Genomic DNA, 15,702 nt, shown 5'->3' with positions numbered 1-15,702 from the left:
AAATAGTTGTTTGAAATTTGGTGTTTTGACAAGGTTCTGTTTTTCAAGCCTAACTAATTGAGTTAATTCACTCTATATTTTCAATTAACCCCTACACAGTAACAGCAATACCCGTTACATTAACCCGCATCCCCTTTAGATGGTTCAAAGTATGTTTCATCCTATTTCGTTGTTTGTTGGCCTACGCTATTTGAAAGGCCGTTCAGGTGATCGCTTTAGCCGTTTTGTTTCTTATATGTCGACGGCAGGTATCACCATTGGTGTGCTGTCTTTGGTTACTGTTTTATCGGTAATGAATGGATTCGAAGCGCAGTTAAAAGACCGAATTCTTGGTGTTCTTCCTCAAGCGGTGGTTTATGAGCAAGGTGGCACTACCTCTCTTTCTGCCCAAGCGCCTAATTTTGCAGAGCAAATCTCGCTTAATGGTCACGTTGAACCGATTGTCCGCAGTGAGGCAGTGATTCAGAGTCCGGCTCAATTATCTGCGGGTTTGTTAATTGGCATTGAACCCAATTCAGATGACCCTCTTCAGAACCACTTGATTGCGGGCAGATTGTCTTCACTTAAAGCGGGTCAATATCAGTTGTTCCTCGGTCATACTTTGGCGAGAAATTTGAAGGTATCTATGGGTGACAAAGTTCGCTTGATGGTGACCAGCGCTAGCCAATACACCCCATTAGGTCGTATTCCAAGCCAACGAAATTTCACCGTTGCCGGTATTTTCAATACAGGTTCTGATATCGACGCTCAACTGATGGTGACAGACATCCAAGACGCTGGGCGTTTGATGCGTTATAAATCAGACACTATTTCAGGCTGGCGACTATTTTTTGAAGACCCGTTTGAAGTCGCAGAGTTATCAACTCAGCCATTACCGGAAGGTTGGTTGTGGAGCGACTGGCGAGACCAACGAGGTGAGCTATTCCAAGCCGTTCGTATGGAAAAAAACATGATGGGTTTAATGCTTGGGCTTATCATCGGTGTTGCTGCTTTCAATATTATCTCAGCACTTATCATGGTGGTGATGGAGAAGCAGTCTGAAGTCGCGATTCTTAAGACCCAAGGCATGACTGATGGTCAAGTCATGGGGATCTTCATGGTTCAAGGCGCAAGTAGTGGCGTGATTGGTGCGCTCTCTGGTGGTGTGTTAGGCGTTGCTCTAGCGATGAACCTTAATACTATTTTAGAGGCGATGGGCGTTGCTCTATTCTCCTTTGGTGGACAGTTGCCAATTCTGATTAACCCAATTCAAATCGCTGTTGTTGTGGTTTTGGCTATTGCACTTAGCCTGATTGCCACTGTATTCCCTTCTTATCGTGCATCGTCTGTGAAACCTGCTGAGGCCCTTCGTTATGAGTAATTTTCTTCAATGTAATGATATCCGTAAAACGTACCGTGAAGGCTCGTTAGATACTGAGGTGCTCAAGGGAGTCAGCTTTGAAATCGAAAAGGGTGAGCTAGTAGCAATCATCGGTACCTCTGGCTCGGGCAAAAGTACCTTACTGCATATCTTAGGCGCATTAGACGATGCTTCTGCGGGCAGTGTGAGTTTTCTTGGTCAAGATTTAGCATCTTTGAGTTCGAATAAGCAGGCGAAGCTTCGCAACCAGCATCTTGGCTTTGTGTATCAGTTCCATCATCTTCTATCTGACTTTTCAGCTTTAGAAAACGTGGCGATGCCGTTATTGATTGGCGGCGAAAAGCCCGCTAAAGCAAAGCAAGAAGCACAACGTTTGTTGGACAAAGTTGGATTGAGTCACCGCGTGGACCACCGACCTTCAGAGCTTTCTGGTGGCGAGAGGCAACGTGTGGCGATTGCGCGTGCATTGGTGAATAAGCCTGCGTTAGTCTTGGCGGACGAACCAACCGGTAACCTTGACCATAACACCGCATTGTCTATTTACGACTTAATGCGTGAACTGAACCATGAGTACGATACCGCCTTTTTGGTCGTGACTCACGATGGTGAACTTGCCGGTAAGATGGATCGCCAACTTCACATGCAAGATGGTTTACTGGTCAACGTAGAAAAAGAGGAGAGCTAAGTGTTTTCTTCTTTATCTCTATTGATAGGCGGCCGATTTAGCCGTGCGAAACAACGAGACAAGATGGTGTCGTTCATCTCTTTGTCCTCGACGATTGGTATCGCTGTTGGTGTCGCGGTGATCATTATCGGCTTATCTGCGATGAATGGCTTTGAGCGAGAGCTTCAATCACGAGTGCTTTCAGTGATTCCTCACGGTGAGTTTGAAGGCGTGAATGAGCCTGTGACTCGTTGGGAGCACGTGATTGAGGAGTCGGTTAAGCACGATAAAGTCGTTGCTGCTGCGCCTTATGTAAAAATTACAGCGCTTGCTGAAAAGGGCAAAGAACTCAAAGCAATTGAAGTTCGCGGCGTTGACCCACAACTTGAGCAACAAGTATCGAGCCTGTCGAGTTTTATCGATAAGCAAGCTTGGAGTGAGTTTAAAGCAGGGCAACAACAAATCATCTTAGGTTCTGGTGTAGCGAATGTGCTGGGTGCGAAAGTCGGTGATTATCTGACTTTGATGATTCCAGCGGTAAACGGTTCTGTGAAGGTTCAGGCGCCAAAGCGTGTTCGAGTGAAAGTGGTTGGCTTGCTGACGCTTAATGGCCAGATTGACCACAGCTTGGCTCTGATTCCGATTGGTGATGCTCAGGTCTACGCCAACTTAGGTGAGGCGGTAACTGGAGTCTCTTTAAAAGTGACCGATGTGCTGAACGCGAACTCTATTGTGCGTGAAGTGGGCAATCAGCTTGATGTGTATGTGTATCTACGAAGCTGGCAGCAGAAGTTTGGTTTCTTGTATCGAGATATCCAACTCGTTCGTACCATCATGTATCTGGTGATGGTACTGGTTATTGGTGTGGCTTGTTTCAATATTGTCTCGACGCTAATGATGGCAGTAAAAGACAGAGCATCAGAGATCGCGATTTTAAGAACCATGGGTGCATCAGACGGCCTTGTGAAGCGCATCTTTGTTTGGCAGGGCGTATTCTCAGGCGTGTTAGGCAGTTTAGTGGGCAGTGCAATAGGTGTGCTAGTCGCTCTTAATCTCACGACACTAATCAAAGGACTTGAAAAGTTGGTCGATCACCAGTTCTTGTCCGGTGATATCTATTTTGTCGACTTCTTGCCATCACAACTTGATATGACGGATGTTGTTGTGGTTTCCGGCACTGCGATTGTGCTGAGTTTACTGGCGACATGGTACCCAGCATCACGCGCGGCGAAGTTGAATCCAGCCTCAGTGCTGAGTTCTAAATAGCATTCGCCTAAATAACAGGCCGTCAGTTTTCAGTCGATACAAAAAAGGATCCCAGTGGGATCCTTTTTTATTGAATTCAATTCGTGTTCTTTACGACTTTCGTTACATGCCAATCTTGCAGAGGTAAGTAGCTCATCCGATTTTAACTTGTGTACGTTTTAAGTGAAGCACAGACAAGGTTAGATTGAATAACAAGAAATGGCGTTCAGTGCCTTGCTTGTCGCTTCTTCCAACTTCTTACTACTGAGTAGCGCCATAAACCGCGAATACCAAAGTAGCCAATCATTGCTGAAACCACGCCACAAATCAGACAACCCAATAAGAACGGAGGCCCTATAGTGCTCATTTGCGCCAAGATGAAGTCCCAAGACAATTCGAAATGGAAGGCTTGAGGTGGCACATGCATAACAAACGCCCCGACTTTATAAGCAAAGTAGAAGAGAACAGGCATGGTAACCGGGTTACTGATCCAAACAAGTGCGACAGCTAAAGGCAGGTTAACGCCACATGCGACAGCAAGGCCTGCAGACATAATCATTTGACTTGGTAGAGGGACAAACGCCATGAATAACCCAACAGCAAACGCGCCAGCCGCAGAGCGACGATTAAGGCACCATAAGTTGGGGTTGTACAAAACATTGCCAAAAACTTTCAATGCTTTCTGACGCTTGATTAGATCATGGTCAGGCATAAATCGTTTGATAAACTTTCTTGGCATAGGAGGAAGCTACTCTCTTGTTTAACACTTGGTTCTTGATTTCATTTGCTGCGACAGTTGTGTCTGCCAGCTTCTGGCCTGTGATGCCACATTGGGTTTGGGCACCATTGATGCTGTTGTTACTGCTAGCACCAACAAAGTATAGCGTTTTCCGGAGTGCAAGAGGTCCAGTAACAGCATTGATACTAGTTATCTGCCTAGGGAATGCGATTGAAATACAAACGAGTCGCTTATTCCAATCAGGGCAGAATACTACCATAAATGCGTCGGTTGTTAGCCTTTTTAGTGAAAATAGCCACGGTTTTGAAAGCGTAATAGTAGTCAGATCAATTGGCGGCGAAAAATTAATCTTTCCTCAATTGATAAAATTGCGTTTGTTTACTCCTTTCAAGCTAACGCTTGGAGATGATGTCTATTTATCGGCCTCAATAAAGCCGATATGGGGCAAACTCAACGAAGCCGGCTTTGACCGAGAAAAGTACTTGTTTAGTGCTGGCGTGGTTGCCAATGCAACTTACAGAGCAGAGACCAAATATCGAATTCACTCTAGCGCCAACTTGCGATCCCGATGGTTTGAAACCAGCCTTGAAAGGTTAAGTCTGCTGGCAAATCAAGATCTCATTATCGCTTTGAGTTTTGGATATCGAGACCTTATTCCGCCTCAGCGGTGGGATATGCTTAAAAGCAGTGGCCTGATTCACTTGATGGCTATTTCGGGGCTGCATATTGGGATTGCCTTTGGTATCGGCTATCAGATTGGCAAGATATTAAGGTTACTTTCCCCTTCATTTCTTTGGTTACCTACAATATTCGGGCTCGGCTTGGCGTATTTCTATAGTTGGTTTGCTGGATTCACGCTGCCAACTTTGAGAGCTTTGGTGATGTGCGTTATCGCGAGTTATTTCTTGTGGCGTGGGCAAAATATCAGTGTGCTTCGGTATGTTACTTTAAGTGTGTGCGTGGTTCTGCTGATTTGGCCGTTTTCAGCTTTGTCGAGCAGTTTTTGGTTGTCCTTTGGTGCATTGGGCGCTGTTTTCTATATCGCCTGTAATACTCAGCGCTCAGCTTCAAGCTTTACATTTATCGACTACGCACTCCAACTTATTAAGCTTCAACTGATGCTGACATTCCTTATCGCGCCTTCCTCGATGTTGTTTTTCAAAGGAGTCAGTTTAGTCTCTGTTTTCTACAACTTGTTCCTTTTGCCTTGGGTATCGATGGTGACGATCCCGCTGTTGTTTCTGGCAATGTTTCTAAGCTTAATATCGGAGTCAGTGTCTGGCGTGGTTGGTATAACAGCGCTAGACAATGATTTGGTCAGTCAGCTGTGGAAGTTAGTCGACTTATCGCTTGAGCCTCTCGTATTTAGTCTTCCTTTCTCTGAGCGATTTTGGGTCCAAGTCGATAATCAGACGATTGCATTATCAGTATTCCTTATCTTGTTTTTGAGCTTTGTTAGTCGGTATTTCAAGCGAACATTATCGATATTGGTAACTGCAGTGTTTGTGCTGTGGTGGGAGTTCAGCAAACCCCAGCAAGACAAACTAACTATTGATATCTTGGATGTTGGGCATGGGTTGTCTTTGGTCTTGGAAAAGAACAATCAGATTGTTGTTTATGATCTTGGCAATGCGTGGCCAGGAGGCTCGGTTGTTGAGTCTTTGTTGATTCCTACTTTGAATCAGCGGGGGATTTATGAATTAGAAGGCGTGATTGTGAGTCATTTCGATTCTGACCATGCTGGTGGTTATCCGGCATTACTTGAGAACTATACGCCGAAGTGGATAAGAACCAGTCAGAACATTATTCAAGAACGCCAATCTATCACTCAAGCCCCGTCTAATATTCAAACATGTACTATTGGAGAGGTTTGGAACTGGCAAGATGTTGTTTTTGAGGTGTTGTGGCCGCCTAAGCAAGTAAAGAGGGCGTATAACCCACATTCGTGTGTGGTCAAGATCTCAGATCATAGTGCTGATTTCTCAATGTTGCTCACTGGTGATATTGAACTGGTAAGTGAGTGGTTACTTGCTCGTGAAGGAGAACAGCTAAGGAGTGATGTTATGTTGGTTCCGCATCATGGCAGCGATTCGTCATCGATTAAGTCGTTTATTGAGGCGGTGTCTCCTCAGCTGGCGATAGCTTCTCTTGCCAAAGGCAACCAGTGGGGAATGCCGAGTGAGTTTGTTATTGAACGTTATCAGGAAGCGGGGAGTACTTGGCTAGATACTGGAGAAAGCGGACAAATAACCATCACTCTTAGCAAAGAAGGTTGGCAATATCATGCGATTAGAGAACAACAAGGCGGGCAGTGGTATAGGCAGATGCTCCGTAAGGGAGTAGAATAGATAGATTATTGTGAGAAAATTAAGCGATTCTATGTCAACACAAACAGATGAAACTACCTGGGTCACATTTAAAAGACTTTGGACTTATATTCGATTATATAAGGCCGGCCTAGGTGTTGCGGTAATTGCGCTTATTATAAATGCCGTTTCTGATACCTATATGATTTCCTTACTAAAGCCGTTACTTGATGAAGGCTTTGGTAATGCTGAATCTGACTTTTTACGTACACTTCCACTTATTATCTTTGCCATGATGTTCGTTCGTGGCGTCAGTGGCTTTGTTTCAACCTATTGCTTGAGTTGGGTCTCTGGCAATGTGGTGATGGAAATTCGTCGTAAGATTTTCAGCCATTTCATGCACATGCCTGTTTCTTTCTTCGATAAAGAACAGACAGGCGCATTGCTATCTCGAATTACTTACGATTCAGAGCAAGTGTCTGCAGCAACCAGTAAAGCGTTAGTCAGTATTGTCCGTGAAGGTGCAAGTATTATAGGCTTGTTGACGCTGATGTTCTGGAATAGTTGGCAGTTATCTTTGGTGTTATTTGCTGTAGCGCCTTTGGTTGCGTGGGCGATCAGTATCGTATCGAAGCGATTCAGAAAGATCTCTAAGAACATGCAAACTAGCATGGGTCACGTTGCTTCTTCAGCTGAACAAATGCTGAAAGGGCATAAAGTGGTTCTAACTTACGGTGGTCAAGATCTAGAAAAACACCGCTTTGATAAAGTTAGTAACCAAATGCGCCAACAAAGCATGAAGTTAATCACTGCTCAAGCGGCCGCTAACCCGATTATTCAAATGATCGCATCAGTTGCGATTGTTGTTGTTCTATTCCTTGCTAGTGTCGATTCTATTAAAGCCGAGCTTACTGCCGGTACGTTTACCGTTGTCTTCTCTGCAATGTTTGGTCTATTACGTCCGCTAAAGGCGTTAACTAACGTAACGTCTGAATTCCAACGTGGTATGGCTGCGAGTACGACTCTATTTGGCTTGATGGATCTAGATACCGAGCAAAACAAAGGGACGTTGAAACCTGAAACTGTAATGGGTGAAGTGGCTGTTAAAGATGTCACGTTTACTTATGACGGTGCAGAGAAACCAGCACTTGATAAGATCAGCTTCAATATACCGAAAGGTAAAACGGTTGCGCTTGTTGGGCGATCTGGCTCGGGTAAGAGTACCATTGCTAACCTATTCACTCGTTTTTATGACGTAGACTCTGGTTCAATTGAGCTTGATGGCCACGACATTCGTGATTACGAATTGAGAAATCTGCGTGAGCACTTTGCGCTCGTTTCTCAAAATGTACATCTGTTTAACGATACGGTCGCGAACAACATCGCTTACGCAGCAGAAGAACAGTATTCACGTGAACAGATCGAATACGCGGCTAAGCTTGCTCATGCAAGTGAGTTTATCGAAGGCATGGAAAATGGCATCGATACCGTTGTTGGTGAAAATGGCGCAAGCCTTTCTGGTGGTCAAAGACAACGTATTGCGATTGCACGTGCTTTATTAAGAGATGCGCCTGTGCTGATTCTTGATGAGGCGACGTCTGCACTGGATACTGAGTCAGAGAGAGCGATTCAATCTGCACTAGAAGAACTGCAGAAAGACAAAACAGTATTAGTTATCGCACACAGACTCTCTACCATCGAGCAAGCTGATGAGATTCTAGTGGTTGATGATGGTCATATTGTAGAAAGGGGCGCACATGCTGAGCTAATCGCGCATGATGGTGCTTATGCACAATTACACCGAATTCAGTTCAGCGGATAAATTAGGTTTTGTTGTGATCGAAAAGATTTGGTTTAACAATCACCCGTTGAAATATCTTCTCTGGCCGCTATTGTGGCCACTGAGTCTGCTGTTCAAATTGATTAGTGGTCAACGTCGTGATGCTTACCTCTCTGGGAAGAAAGAGACCTACCGCCCGCCTTTACCTGTTATTGTTGTGGGCAATATTACCGCTGGTGGAAATGGTAAAACCCCGGTTGTGATTTGGTTAGTAGAAATGCTTCAGGCTCACGGCTTTAAACCTGGAGTTGTGTCTCGTGGTTACGGTGCAAAAGCACCAAGCTATCCGTTAGTGTTGAATGAAAATACGCCAGCAGAGCATTCGGGTGATGAACCTCGCTTGATTCGTAAGCGAACTGGTGCGCCAGTCGCAGTCGACCCTGTGCGAGCTAACGCAGTGAAAGCATTGCTGAGCAAAGGTGTTGATGTGATTATCACTGACGATGGCCTTCAGCATTACGCGCTTGAACGCGACATTGAATTTGCAGTTATCGACGGCGCAAGACGCTTTGGTAGCGAATGCCTAATTCCTTTAGGCCCGTTAAGAGAGCCTGTATCTCGTTTAGATGAAGTCGACTTTTTGGTTAACAATGGCGGTAAAGCGCATGGGCGAGAGTTCTCGATGTCTTTGCTTCCAAGCCAAGCGGTTAACCTAAAGACTGGTCAGAAAAGGTCTGTGGCAGAATTACAGAAGCTGGTTGCTTTTGCCGGTATTGGCCACCCACCGCGCTTTTTTAAAACATTGGAAGATCTTGATGGTGATGTGGTATTCACACAGGGTTTCGCCGATCATCAAGATTTTGATAAAGATGAACTTCATGCCTTAGCTAAGAAAGGTATGAATCTGATTATGACAGAAAAAGACGCTGTAAAATGCGAAGAATATGCTCAAGATAACTGGTGGTATCTTCCAGTTTCTGCGCAGTTCGATGAAGATTCGCAACAGCAAATTTTAAAAAGAATAAAAGAGGTTATGGAATACTATGGATCACCGTCTACTTGAGATCGTTGCTTGCCCTGTATGTAAAGGTAAACTAACTTTTGACAAGGATAAGCAAGAGCTTGTTTGTAAAATTGATCGCCTTGCTTACCCAATTAAAGAGGGTATTCCTGTTCTTTTAGAACCTGAAGCTCGCACCGTTTCTATGGATGAGGGTAAGTAATGTCTTATACGGTTGTTATACCTGCAAGATACCAATCGAGCCGTTTACCAGGGAAGCCACTTGCTGACATTGGTGGAAAGCCGATGATTCAATGGGTATACGAACAGTCAATGAAAGCGGGTGCCGATAACGTTATTATCGCTACCGACGACGCTCGAGTTGAAAAAGCGGCTAAAGCATTTGGCGCGACCGTTTGTATGACATCACCGAATCACGAATCGGGCACTGAACGCCTAGCTGAGGTGATTGAAGTTATGAATATTCCTGATGATCATATTATCGTGAATGTTCAAGGTGATGAGCCACTTATCCCACCTTCGATCATTAATCAGGTTGCCAACAATCTTGCTAACAGTACAGCTCCGATGGCAACGTTAGGTGTGGAAATCACTCATGCTGATGAAGTGTTTAACCCTAATGCCGTTAAAGTTGTAACCGATAAAGACGGTTATGCCTTGTATTTTAGCCGAGCAACCATCCCTTGGGATCGCGATGCTTACGCGAACAACGGTACTGCAGCGGAATCTCCTTTGCTTCGTCATATTGGTATCTATGCTTACCGAGCGGGTTTTATCAATACCTACATTAACTGGGAACCAAGCACTCTTGAACGTATTGAGTGCCTAGAGCAATTACGAGTACTTTGGTACGGTGAAAAAATCCACGTAGACGTTGCGGCGGAAGCACCTGCGGCTGGTGTTGATACGCCTGAAGACCTAGAAGCGGTTCGAGCTATTATTGGTTAAGCTTCTTTGAGCGAATTCTTGTTTGCTCTACAAAATGAAAAATCATGAGCCTTGCCTATTGCGAGGCTTTTTTCTATCTATCGAAAAGTGCGCTATCGAAAAGCGCGTGCGTGTCTTATTAACCTAAGCAAACGGATATTGAGATAGTTGCATTGGTTTATGCATCATCAACACGGAATTATCTGAGATTTACCTCGCTCGAGTTCCAATTTTTCTCTATAATATGCCGCCTATAAAGTAGTGGCGAATCGCTAGTACAGAATAAAACTTACGACAAAACGTGGAGTAAAAGATGCCTTCTCAAAGCCCAGTGATTACGGTTGATGGACCAAGTGGTGCAGGTAAAGGTACCCTGTGTATGTTGCTAGCAGATAAGCTAGGCTTTCATCTTCTAGACTCAGGCGCAATCTATCGCGTATTGGCTTTAGCGGCAATTCACCATGGTGTGGATACTGAATCAGAGGATGCTTTAGTACCGCTTGCTACACACTTAGACGTGCAGTTTATTGCTGAAGGCGACTTAGTTAAGGTTATCCTAGAAGGTGAAGATGTGTCTGGTGAACTTCGTAAAGAAGAGACTGGCATGGCGGCTTCAAAAGTTGCTGCTTTACCTCGCGTTCGCGAAGCACTGCTTCGTCGTCAACGTGCATTCAGCGCTGCGCCTGGTTTGGTTGCAGATGGCCGTGACATGGGAACGGTTGTGTTTCCTGAAGCTGAAGCGAAAATATTTTTAGATGCAAGTGCTGAAGAGCGTGCGAGTCGCCGCCTTAAACAGTTGCAACAGAAGGGGTTAGATGTTAAATTTGACGACCTTTTGAGCGAGATCCAAGAGCGAGACGACCGAGATCGTAATCGCCCAGTGGCGCCACTTCGCCCTGCAGAGGATGCTCTAGTGCTTGATTCCACCTCAATGAATATTGAGCAGGTAGTAGAAAAAGCACTACACTATATTGAATCGAAACTGGCTGGGTAATTTCGCCGAGCTAGTACGAACGTTGGTCGCAAGGATGATGACCGGCGAATTTATCAACCCCATGCGGTAGGATACCCATGGACGTTTAATTATTGAAGATTAAATAATGACTGAATCTTTTGCTCAACTCTTTGAAGAGTTTCTATCTGAAACTGAATTCCAACAAGGCAGCATCGTTAAAGGTACTGTAGTAGCTATCGAGAACGGTTTCGTTCTTGTAGACGCTGGTCTTAAGTCTGAATCTGCTATCCCTGCTGAACAATTCAAGAACGCTGCTGGCGAACTTGAAGTTGAAGTTGGTGCTGAAGTAGACGTAGCTCTAGACGCTGTTGAAGATGGTTTCGGTGAAACTCAACTTTCTCGTGAGAAAGCTAAGCGTCACGAAGCTTGGATCGTACTTGAGAAAGCTTGCGAAGAAGCTGAAACTGTTGTTGGTATCATCAACGGTAAAGTTAAAGGCGGTTTCACTGTTGAACTTAACGGTATCCGTGCTTTCCTTCCTGGTTCTCTAGTAGACGTACGTCCTATCCGTGACACTGCTCACCTAGAAAACAAAGAGCTAGAGTTCAAAGTAATCAAGCTAGACCAGAAGCGTAACAACGTTGTTGTTTCTCGTCGTGCTGTTATCGAATCTGAAAACAGTGTTGAGCGTGACGAACTTCTTGAAACTCTACAAGAAGGTACTGAAGTTAAAGGTATCGTTAAGAACCTTACTGACTACGGTGCATTCGTTGACCTTGGCGGTGTTGACGGTCTTCTACATATCACAGATATGGCTTGGAAGCGCGTTAAGCACCCATCAGAGATCGTTAACGTTGGTGACGAAATCCTAGTTAAAGTTCTTAAGTTCGATCGTGAGCGCACTCGTGTTTCACTAGGTCTTAAGCAACTAGGCGAAGATCCATGGGTAGCAATCGCTAAGCGTTACCCAGAAGGTCACAAGCTTTCTGGTCGTGTTACAAACCTAACTGACTACGGCTGCTTCGTTGAAATCGAAGAAGGCGTTGAAGGTCTAGTACACGTTTCTGAAATGGATTGGACTAACAAGAACATCCACCCTTCTAAAGTTGTTAATGTTGGCGACGAAGTTGAGGTTATGGTTCTTGATATCGACGAAGAACGTCGTCGTATCTCTCTAGGTCTGAAACAGTGTAAAGCTAACCCATGGCAGTCATTTGCAGAAATGCAAGCTAAGGGCGACAAAGTTACTGGTAAGATCAAGTCTATCACTGACTTTGGTATCTTCATCGGTCTAGAAGGCGGTATCGACGGTCTTGTACACCTATCTGACATTTCTTGGAACGCTGCCGGCGAAGAAGCTGTACGTGAATACAAGAAAGGCGACGAAATCTCTGCTGTTGTTCTAGCAGTAGATGCAGAGCGTGAGCGTATTTCTCTTGGCGTTAAGCAAATGGAAAACGACCCGTTCAACGCATACGTTGCTGACAACAAGAAAGGTGTTCTTGTAAACGGTACTGTTACTGCAGTTGACGCGAAAGGCGCTACTATCGAGCTAATCGAAGGCGTTGAAGGTTACATCCGCGCTTCTGAAGTTTCTCGCGACCGTATCGAAGATGCATCTCTAATCCTAAGCGTTGGCGACAGCGTTGAAGCGAAGTTCACTGGTGTAGACCGTAAGAACCGCGTAATCAACCTATCTATCAAAGCTAAAGATGAAGCTGATGAGCAAGAAGCAATGGCTTCACTGAACAAGTCTGAAGAAGGCGCGTTCGGTAACGCAATGGCAGACGCATTCAAAGCTGCTAAAGGCGAATAATAGCTTCTCATTAAGAGAATTATAGCTATCTAGCCAAGAAAGGAGCCGTAAGGCTCCTTTTTTTTTGCTTATTTTTCCGATAGGTCTATAATTTCTAAAAAGAAAACCAACGAGGGTAACTATGACTAAGTCTGAATTGATTGAGAGACTGTGCGCTGAGCAAACGCATCTTTCTGCAAAAGAAATTGAAGACGCTGTAAAAGACATTTTAGAGCATATGGCTTCAACACTAGAAAGTGGTGATCGAATCGAAATTCGCGGTTTTGGCAGCTTTTCTCTGCATTATCGTGAGCCTCGTGTTGGACGTAACCCAAAGACTGGTGACAAGGTTGAGTTAGAAGGTAAATACGTTCCTCACTTCAAACCAGGTAAAGAGCTGCGTGAACGAGTAAACTCAGGAATGTAGCCTACTTATCGGAATTAAGAAAAGCGGCATACTATAATGTATGCCGCTTTTTTATGACCATAATATGGTGGTCTGATTAGTAATTTTCCTGCATAATCGTACAGCTAACCAACCAATGAGTGATGAACTATGAAAATTATAAAAATAGTCGCCGTTATCGCACTTTTCCTAATTGCACTGGCTTTAGGCTCTCAAAACCAAACAACTGTGAATTTCAACTATCTGCTAGCGCAAGGTGACTTCCACCTATCAAGTTTATTAGGTGTTGTATTCGTTTCAGGCTTCGCCCTTGCTTGGTTAGTCTTTGGTAATATGCACATGCGGTCTCAGCTAAAAATTCATCGCTTGAAGAAGCAACTCAATAAGCAATCAAAGCAGGTCGCTGCTGATACTAAAGCTTAAAGGCTATATTTGATGTTAGAGTTACTGTTCTTACTTTTGCCCATCGCAGCCGCTTATGGCTGGTATATGGGTAATCGTAACGCTCAGCAAGAAAAACAAAAGCAATCACACCAGATCTCCCGTCAATACGTGACGGGTTTGAACCTATTACTGTCAGATCAATCTGACAAAGCGGTTGATCACTTTATTGAACTGCTTCAAGTAGACAATGAAACCATCGATACTCACTTGGCTTTGGGCAACTTGTTCCGCTCACGAGGCGAAGTCGACCGCGCTATTCGTATTCACCAAAATCTCATCTCTCGTTCGGGGCTTACCCTCGATCAGAAAAATCTCGCACTGCAACAATTAGCTAAAGACTACATGGTCTCTGGCTTCCTTGATCGCGCTGAAAAAATCTTTGAACAACTTGTAGAAGAACCTGACCATAAAGAGGGCGCTTTACAGCAGTTGGTGGCTATTTATCAGCAGACCCGTGAGTGGAACAAGGCTATCCATTACGGAAATATCTTAGTTAAGCTCGGCAAGAAAAAAATGAAGATGCGTGCCACAGTCGCGCATTTCTGGTGTGAGCTTGCAATGCAAGAACAAGCCGATGGTAATCGTTCTAAAGCGCTTCAGCATTTTAAGAAGGCGCTTTCTGAAGACCCTAAATGTGTTCGCGCAAGTATCGCACTAGGGAAGTTCCACTTAGCGAACGAAGATTACCAAAAGACAATTGATTGTCTTGAATCGGTACTTGAACAAGATATCGATTTTATCAGTGAGGTGTTGCCAACCCTTGCTGAGTGTTACCACAAGCTTGGACAAGAAGCTCAATTGGTCGAGTTCCTCAAAGCGTGTATTCAGAAGAAAGCCGGTGTATCTGCCGAACTGATGCTGGCGCAATTGGTTGCTCACCATGAAGATGTAGGCTCTGCTCAAGAGTTACTGACAAAGCAGCTTGTTAAAAATCCAACCATGAAAGGTTTTTATCGATTAATCGATTACCACCTAGCGGAAGCAGAAGAAGGCCGAGCAAAAGACAGCTTAACCACACTTCAATCTATGGTTGGTGAACAGCTTAAGGTTAAGCCTCATTACCGTTGTCGTCAGTGTGGTTTCTCGACACACTCTTTGTATTGGCACTGCCCTTCATGTAAAGGGTGGGGGACGATCAAGCCTATTCGTGGGCTTGATGGTGAATAGATTTGTGGTCACTTTAAGACCAAATTATTAATTGCAGCTTTCGGGCTGCATTTTTATGACTGTTATTTATCACCTGCTTAGGTGATTAGAAATTTTTAGAAAGTTAACTGCGTTAGGAGATGAAATGAACGACCAAAAAATCATTGTAGCCTTGGATTATGATAATCAAGCGGATGCGTTAGCCTTTGTCGATCGAATTGACCCAGCATCTTGCCGCCTAAAAGTGGGCAAAGAGATGTTTACCCTGTTTGGCCCTGAATTTGTTCGTGAATTACATAAGCGTGGTTTCTCAGTATTTTTAGACCTTAAATTCCACGACATCCCGAACACATGTTCAAAAGCAGTCCGTGCTGCCGCTGAACTGGGTGTTTGGATGGTGAACGTACACGCAAGTGGCGGTGAGCGTATGATGACGGCTTCTCGCGAAATCTTAGAACCTTATGGCAAAGATCGTCCACTGTTAATCGGTGTAACGGTACTCACCAGTATGGAGCAATCTGACTTAGCGGGTATCGGTCTGGATCTTGAACCACAACAACACGTGATGCGCTTGGCTTCTCTAACTAAAAACTCTGGCTTAGACGGTGTTGTATGTTCTGCACAAGAGGCTTCTTTGCTTAAAGGTGCACTTGGTCAAGAGTTCAAGCTAGTTACTCCAGGTATTCGTCCTGTCGGCGCAGATGTTGGTGACCAGAAGCGCATCATGACGCCTTCTAAAGCGATTGAATCAGGTTCAGACTACCTTGTTATTGGTCGTCCGATTACGCAAGCGATAGACCCTGCTGCTGTACTTGCAGAGATCAACGGTACGCTTGCTTAAGTCTATATTTGGATTGAGATATAAATAAAGAAGGCCAGCAAATTGCTGGCCTTAATTTTTGTGCGCCGAGCAT

Annotated in this window: 15 protein-coding genes; 14 read left to right on the top strand and 1 reads right to left on the bottom strand. The window is 44.6% G+C overall.

Features of this window, described 5'->3' with window-relative positions; all coding sequences use genetic code 11:
* Nucleotides 1–151 precede the first annotated feature (151 nt).
* Genes lolC through lolE form a run of 3 tightly spaced genes read left to right on the top strand, consistent with a single transcriptional unit; the run spans nucleotide 152 to nucleotide 3,290 of the window.
* The gene (gene lolC / locus AB4507_RS17005) at nucleotides 152–1,360 is read left to right on the top strand and encodes a lipoprotein-releasing ABC transporter permease subunit LolC (RefSeq protein WP_102429154.1); all 1,209 of its coding nucleotides are present in this window, start codon (nucleotides 152–154) and stop codon (nucleotides 1,358–1,360) included.
* Nucleotides 1,353–2,045: a lipoprotein-releasing ABC transporter ATP-binding protein LolD gene (gene lolD, locus AB4507_RS17000; protein WP_050644562.1), complete on the top strand. Its 693-nt coding sequence runs from the start codon at nucleotides 1,353–1,355 to the stop codon at nucleotides 2,043–2,045. Before lolC ends, lolD begins: the two co-directional genes overlap by 8 nt.
* Nucleotides 2,046–3,290 (top strand): lipoprotein-releasing ABC transporter permease subunit LolE, encoded by a 1,245-nt coding sequence (gene lolE / locus AB4507_RS16995; protein ID WP_017060231.1) that lies wholly within the window; start codon nucleotides 2,046–2,048, stop codon nucleotides 3,288–3,290.
* A 205-nt stretch (nucleotides 3,291–3,495) separates the two neighbouring features.
* Here lolE and AB4507_RS16990 read toward each other — a convergent pair whose 3' ends face one another.
* On the bottom strand, nucleotides 3,496–4,008 hold the full coding sequence (locus AB4507_RS16990) for a DUF2062 domain-containing protein (RefSeq protein ID WP_017060232.1): 513 nt from the start codon (nucleotides 4,006–4,008) through the stop codon (nucleotides 3,496–3,498).
* A 17-nt stretch (nucleotides 4,009–4,025) separates the two neighbouring features.
* On the opposite strand from AB4507_RS16990, the gene AB4507_RS16985 reads away from it, so the two are divergent.
* From AB4507_RS16985 to pyrF, 11 genes are all read left to right on the top strand, one after another.
* Nucleotides 4,026–6,356: a DNA internalization-related competence protein ComEC/Rec2 gene (locus tag AB4507_RS16985; protein ID WP_372183001.1), complete on the top strand. Its 2,331-nt coding sequence runs from the start codon at nucleotides 4,026–4,028 to the stop codon at nucleotides 6,354–6,356.
* 31 nt (nucleotides 6,357–6,387) lie between these two features.
* On the top strand, nucleotides 6,388–8,136 hold the full coding sequence (gene msbA / locus AB4507_RS16980; protein WP_017060234.1) for a lipid A ABC transporter ATP-binding protein/permease MsbA: 1,749 nt from the start codon (nucleotides 6,388–6,390) through the stop codon (nucleotides 8,134–8,136).
* Nucleotides 8,137–8,149: 13 nt separating this feature from the next.
* Entirely contained in the window at nucleotides 8,150–9,157 is a 1,008-nt protein-coding gene (gene lpxK, locus AB4507_RS16975) for a tetraacyldisaccharide 4'-kinase (RefSeq protein WP_029235494.1), read from the top strand.
* Entirely contained in the window at nucleotides 9,138–9,317 is a 180-nt protein-coding gene (locus AB4507_RS16970; protein WP_004736429.1) for a Trm112 family protein, read from the top strand. Before lpxK ends, AB4507_RS16970 begins: the two co-directional genes overlap by 20 nt.
* Nucleotides 9,317–10,063, top strand: a complete 747-nt coding sequence (gene kdsB / locus AB4507_RS16965) for a 3-deoxy-manno-octulosonate cytidylyltransferase (protein WP_017060236.1) — start codon at nucleotides 9,317–9,319, stop codon at nucleotides 10,061–10,063. The genes AB4507_RS16970 and kdsB overlap by 1 nt, the downstream gene beginning before the upstream one ends.
* Before the next feature lie 292 nt (nucleotides 10,064–10,355).
* A complete protein-coding gene (gene cmk / locus AB4507_RS16960; protein ID WP_017060237.1) occupies nucleotides 10,356–11,036 on the top strand; it encodes a (d)CMP kinase in 681 nt (226 codons plus the stop codon).
* 106 nt (nucleotides 11,037–11,142) lie between these two features.
* A complete protein-coding gene (gene rpsA / locus AB4507_RS16955; protein ID WP_010439921.1) occupies nucleotides 11,143–12,813 on the top strand; it encodes a 30S ribosomal protein S1 in 1,671 nt (556 codons plus the stop codon).
* A gap of 121 nt (nucleotides 12,814–12,934) precedes the next feature.
* The gene (gene ihfB / locus AB4507_RS16950; protein WP_017060238.1) at nucleotides 12,935–13,219 is read left to right on the top strand and encodes an integration host factor subunit beta; all 285 of its coding nucleotides are present in this window, start codon (nucleotides 12,935–12,937) and stop codon (nucleotides 13,217–13,219) included.
* 129 nt (nucleotides 13,220–13,348) lie between these two features.
* Nucleotides 13,349–13,621, top strand: coding sequence for a LapA family protein (locus AB4507_RS16945; protein ID WP_017066774.1), 273 nt, complete (start codon nucleotides 13,349–13,351; stop codon nucleotides 13,619–13,621).
* A 12-nt stretch (nucleotides 13,622–13,633) separates the two neighbouring features.
* A complete protein-coding gene (gene lapB, locus AB4507_RS16940) occupies nucleotides 13,634–14,809 on the top strand; it encodes a lipopolysaccharide assembly protein LapB (RefSeq protein ID WP_017060240.1) in 1,176 nt (391 codons plus the stop codon).
* A 124-nt stretch (nucleotides 14,810–14,933) separates the two neighbouring features.
* On the top strand, nucleotides 14,934–15,629 hold the full coding sequence (pyrF, locus tag AB4507_RS16935; protein WP_017060241.1) for an orotidine-5'-phosphate decarboxylase: 696 nt from the start codon (nucleotides 14,934–14,936) through the stop codon (nucleotides 15,627–15,629).
* Nucleotides 15,630–15,702: the final 73 nt, after the last annotated feature.

This window comes from Vibrio sp. 10N.222.54.A3 (assembly GCF_041474095.1).
GTDB classification, from domain to species: domain Bacteria; phylum Pseudomonadota; class Gammaproteobacteria; order Enterobacterales; family Vibrionaceae; genus Vibrio; species Vibrio crassostreae_C.
This window is presented reverse-complemented; position numbering and strand designations above follow the sequence as displayed.

Bases quoted from the DNA above. Each gene is read 5' to 3' on its own strand.
- lolD (WP_050644562.1), top strand. From the start codon at position 1,353: ATGAGTAATTTTCTTCAATGTAATGATATCCGTAAAACGTACCGTGAA.
- rpsA (WP_010439921.1), top strand. From the start codon at position 11,143: ATGACTGAATCTTTTGCTCAACTCTTTGAAGAGTTTCTATCTGAAACT.
- lapB (WP_017060240.1), top strand. From the start codon at position 13,634: ATGTTAGAGTTACTGTTCTTACTTTTGCCCATCGCAGCCGCTTATGGC.
- msbA (WP_017060234.1), top strand. From the start codon at position 6,388: ATGTCAACACAAACAGATGAAACTACCTGGGTCACATTTAAAAGACTT.
- AB4507_RS16990 (WP_017060232.1), bottom strand. From the start codon at position 4,008: ATGCCAAGAAAGTTTATCAAACGATTTATGCCTGACCATGATCTAATC.
- ihfB (WP_017060238.1), top strand. From the start codon at position 12,935: ATGACTAAGTCTGAATTGATTGAGAGACTGTGCGCTGAGCAAACGCAT.
- AB4507_RS16970 (WP_004736429.1), top strand. From the start codon at position 9,138: ATGGATCACCGTCTACTTGAGATCGTTGCTTGCCCTGTATGTAAAGGT.
- kdsB (WP_017060236.1), top strand. From the start codon at position 9,317: ATGTCTTATACGGTTGTTATACCTGCAAGATACCAATCGAGCCGTTTA.
- pyrF (WP_017060241.1), top strand. From the start codon at position 14,934: ATGAACGACCAAAAAATCATTGTAGCCTTGGATTATGATAATCAAGCG.
- lolC (WP_102429154.1), top strand. From the start codon at position 152: ATGTTTCATCCTATTTCGTTGTTTGTTGGCCTACGCTATTTGAAAGGC.
- AB4507_RS16945 (WP_017066774.1), top strand. From the start codon at position 13,349: ATGAAAATTATAAAAATAGTCGCCGTTATCGCACTTTTCCTAATTGCA.
- cmk (WP_017060237.1), top strand. From the start codon at position 10,356: ATGCCTTCTCAAAGCCCAGTGATTACGGTTGATGGACCAAGTGGTGCA.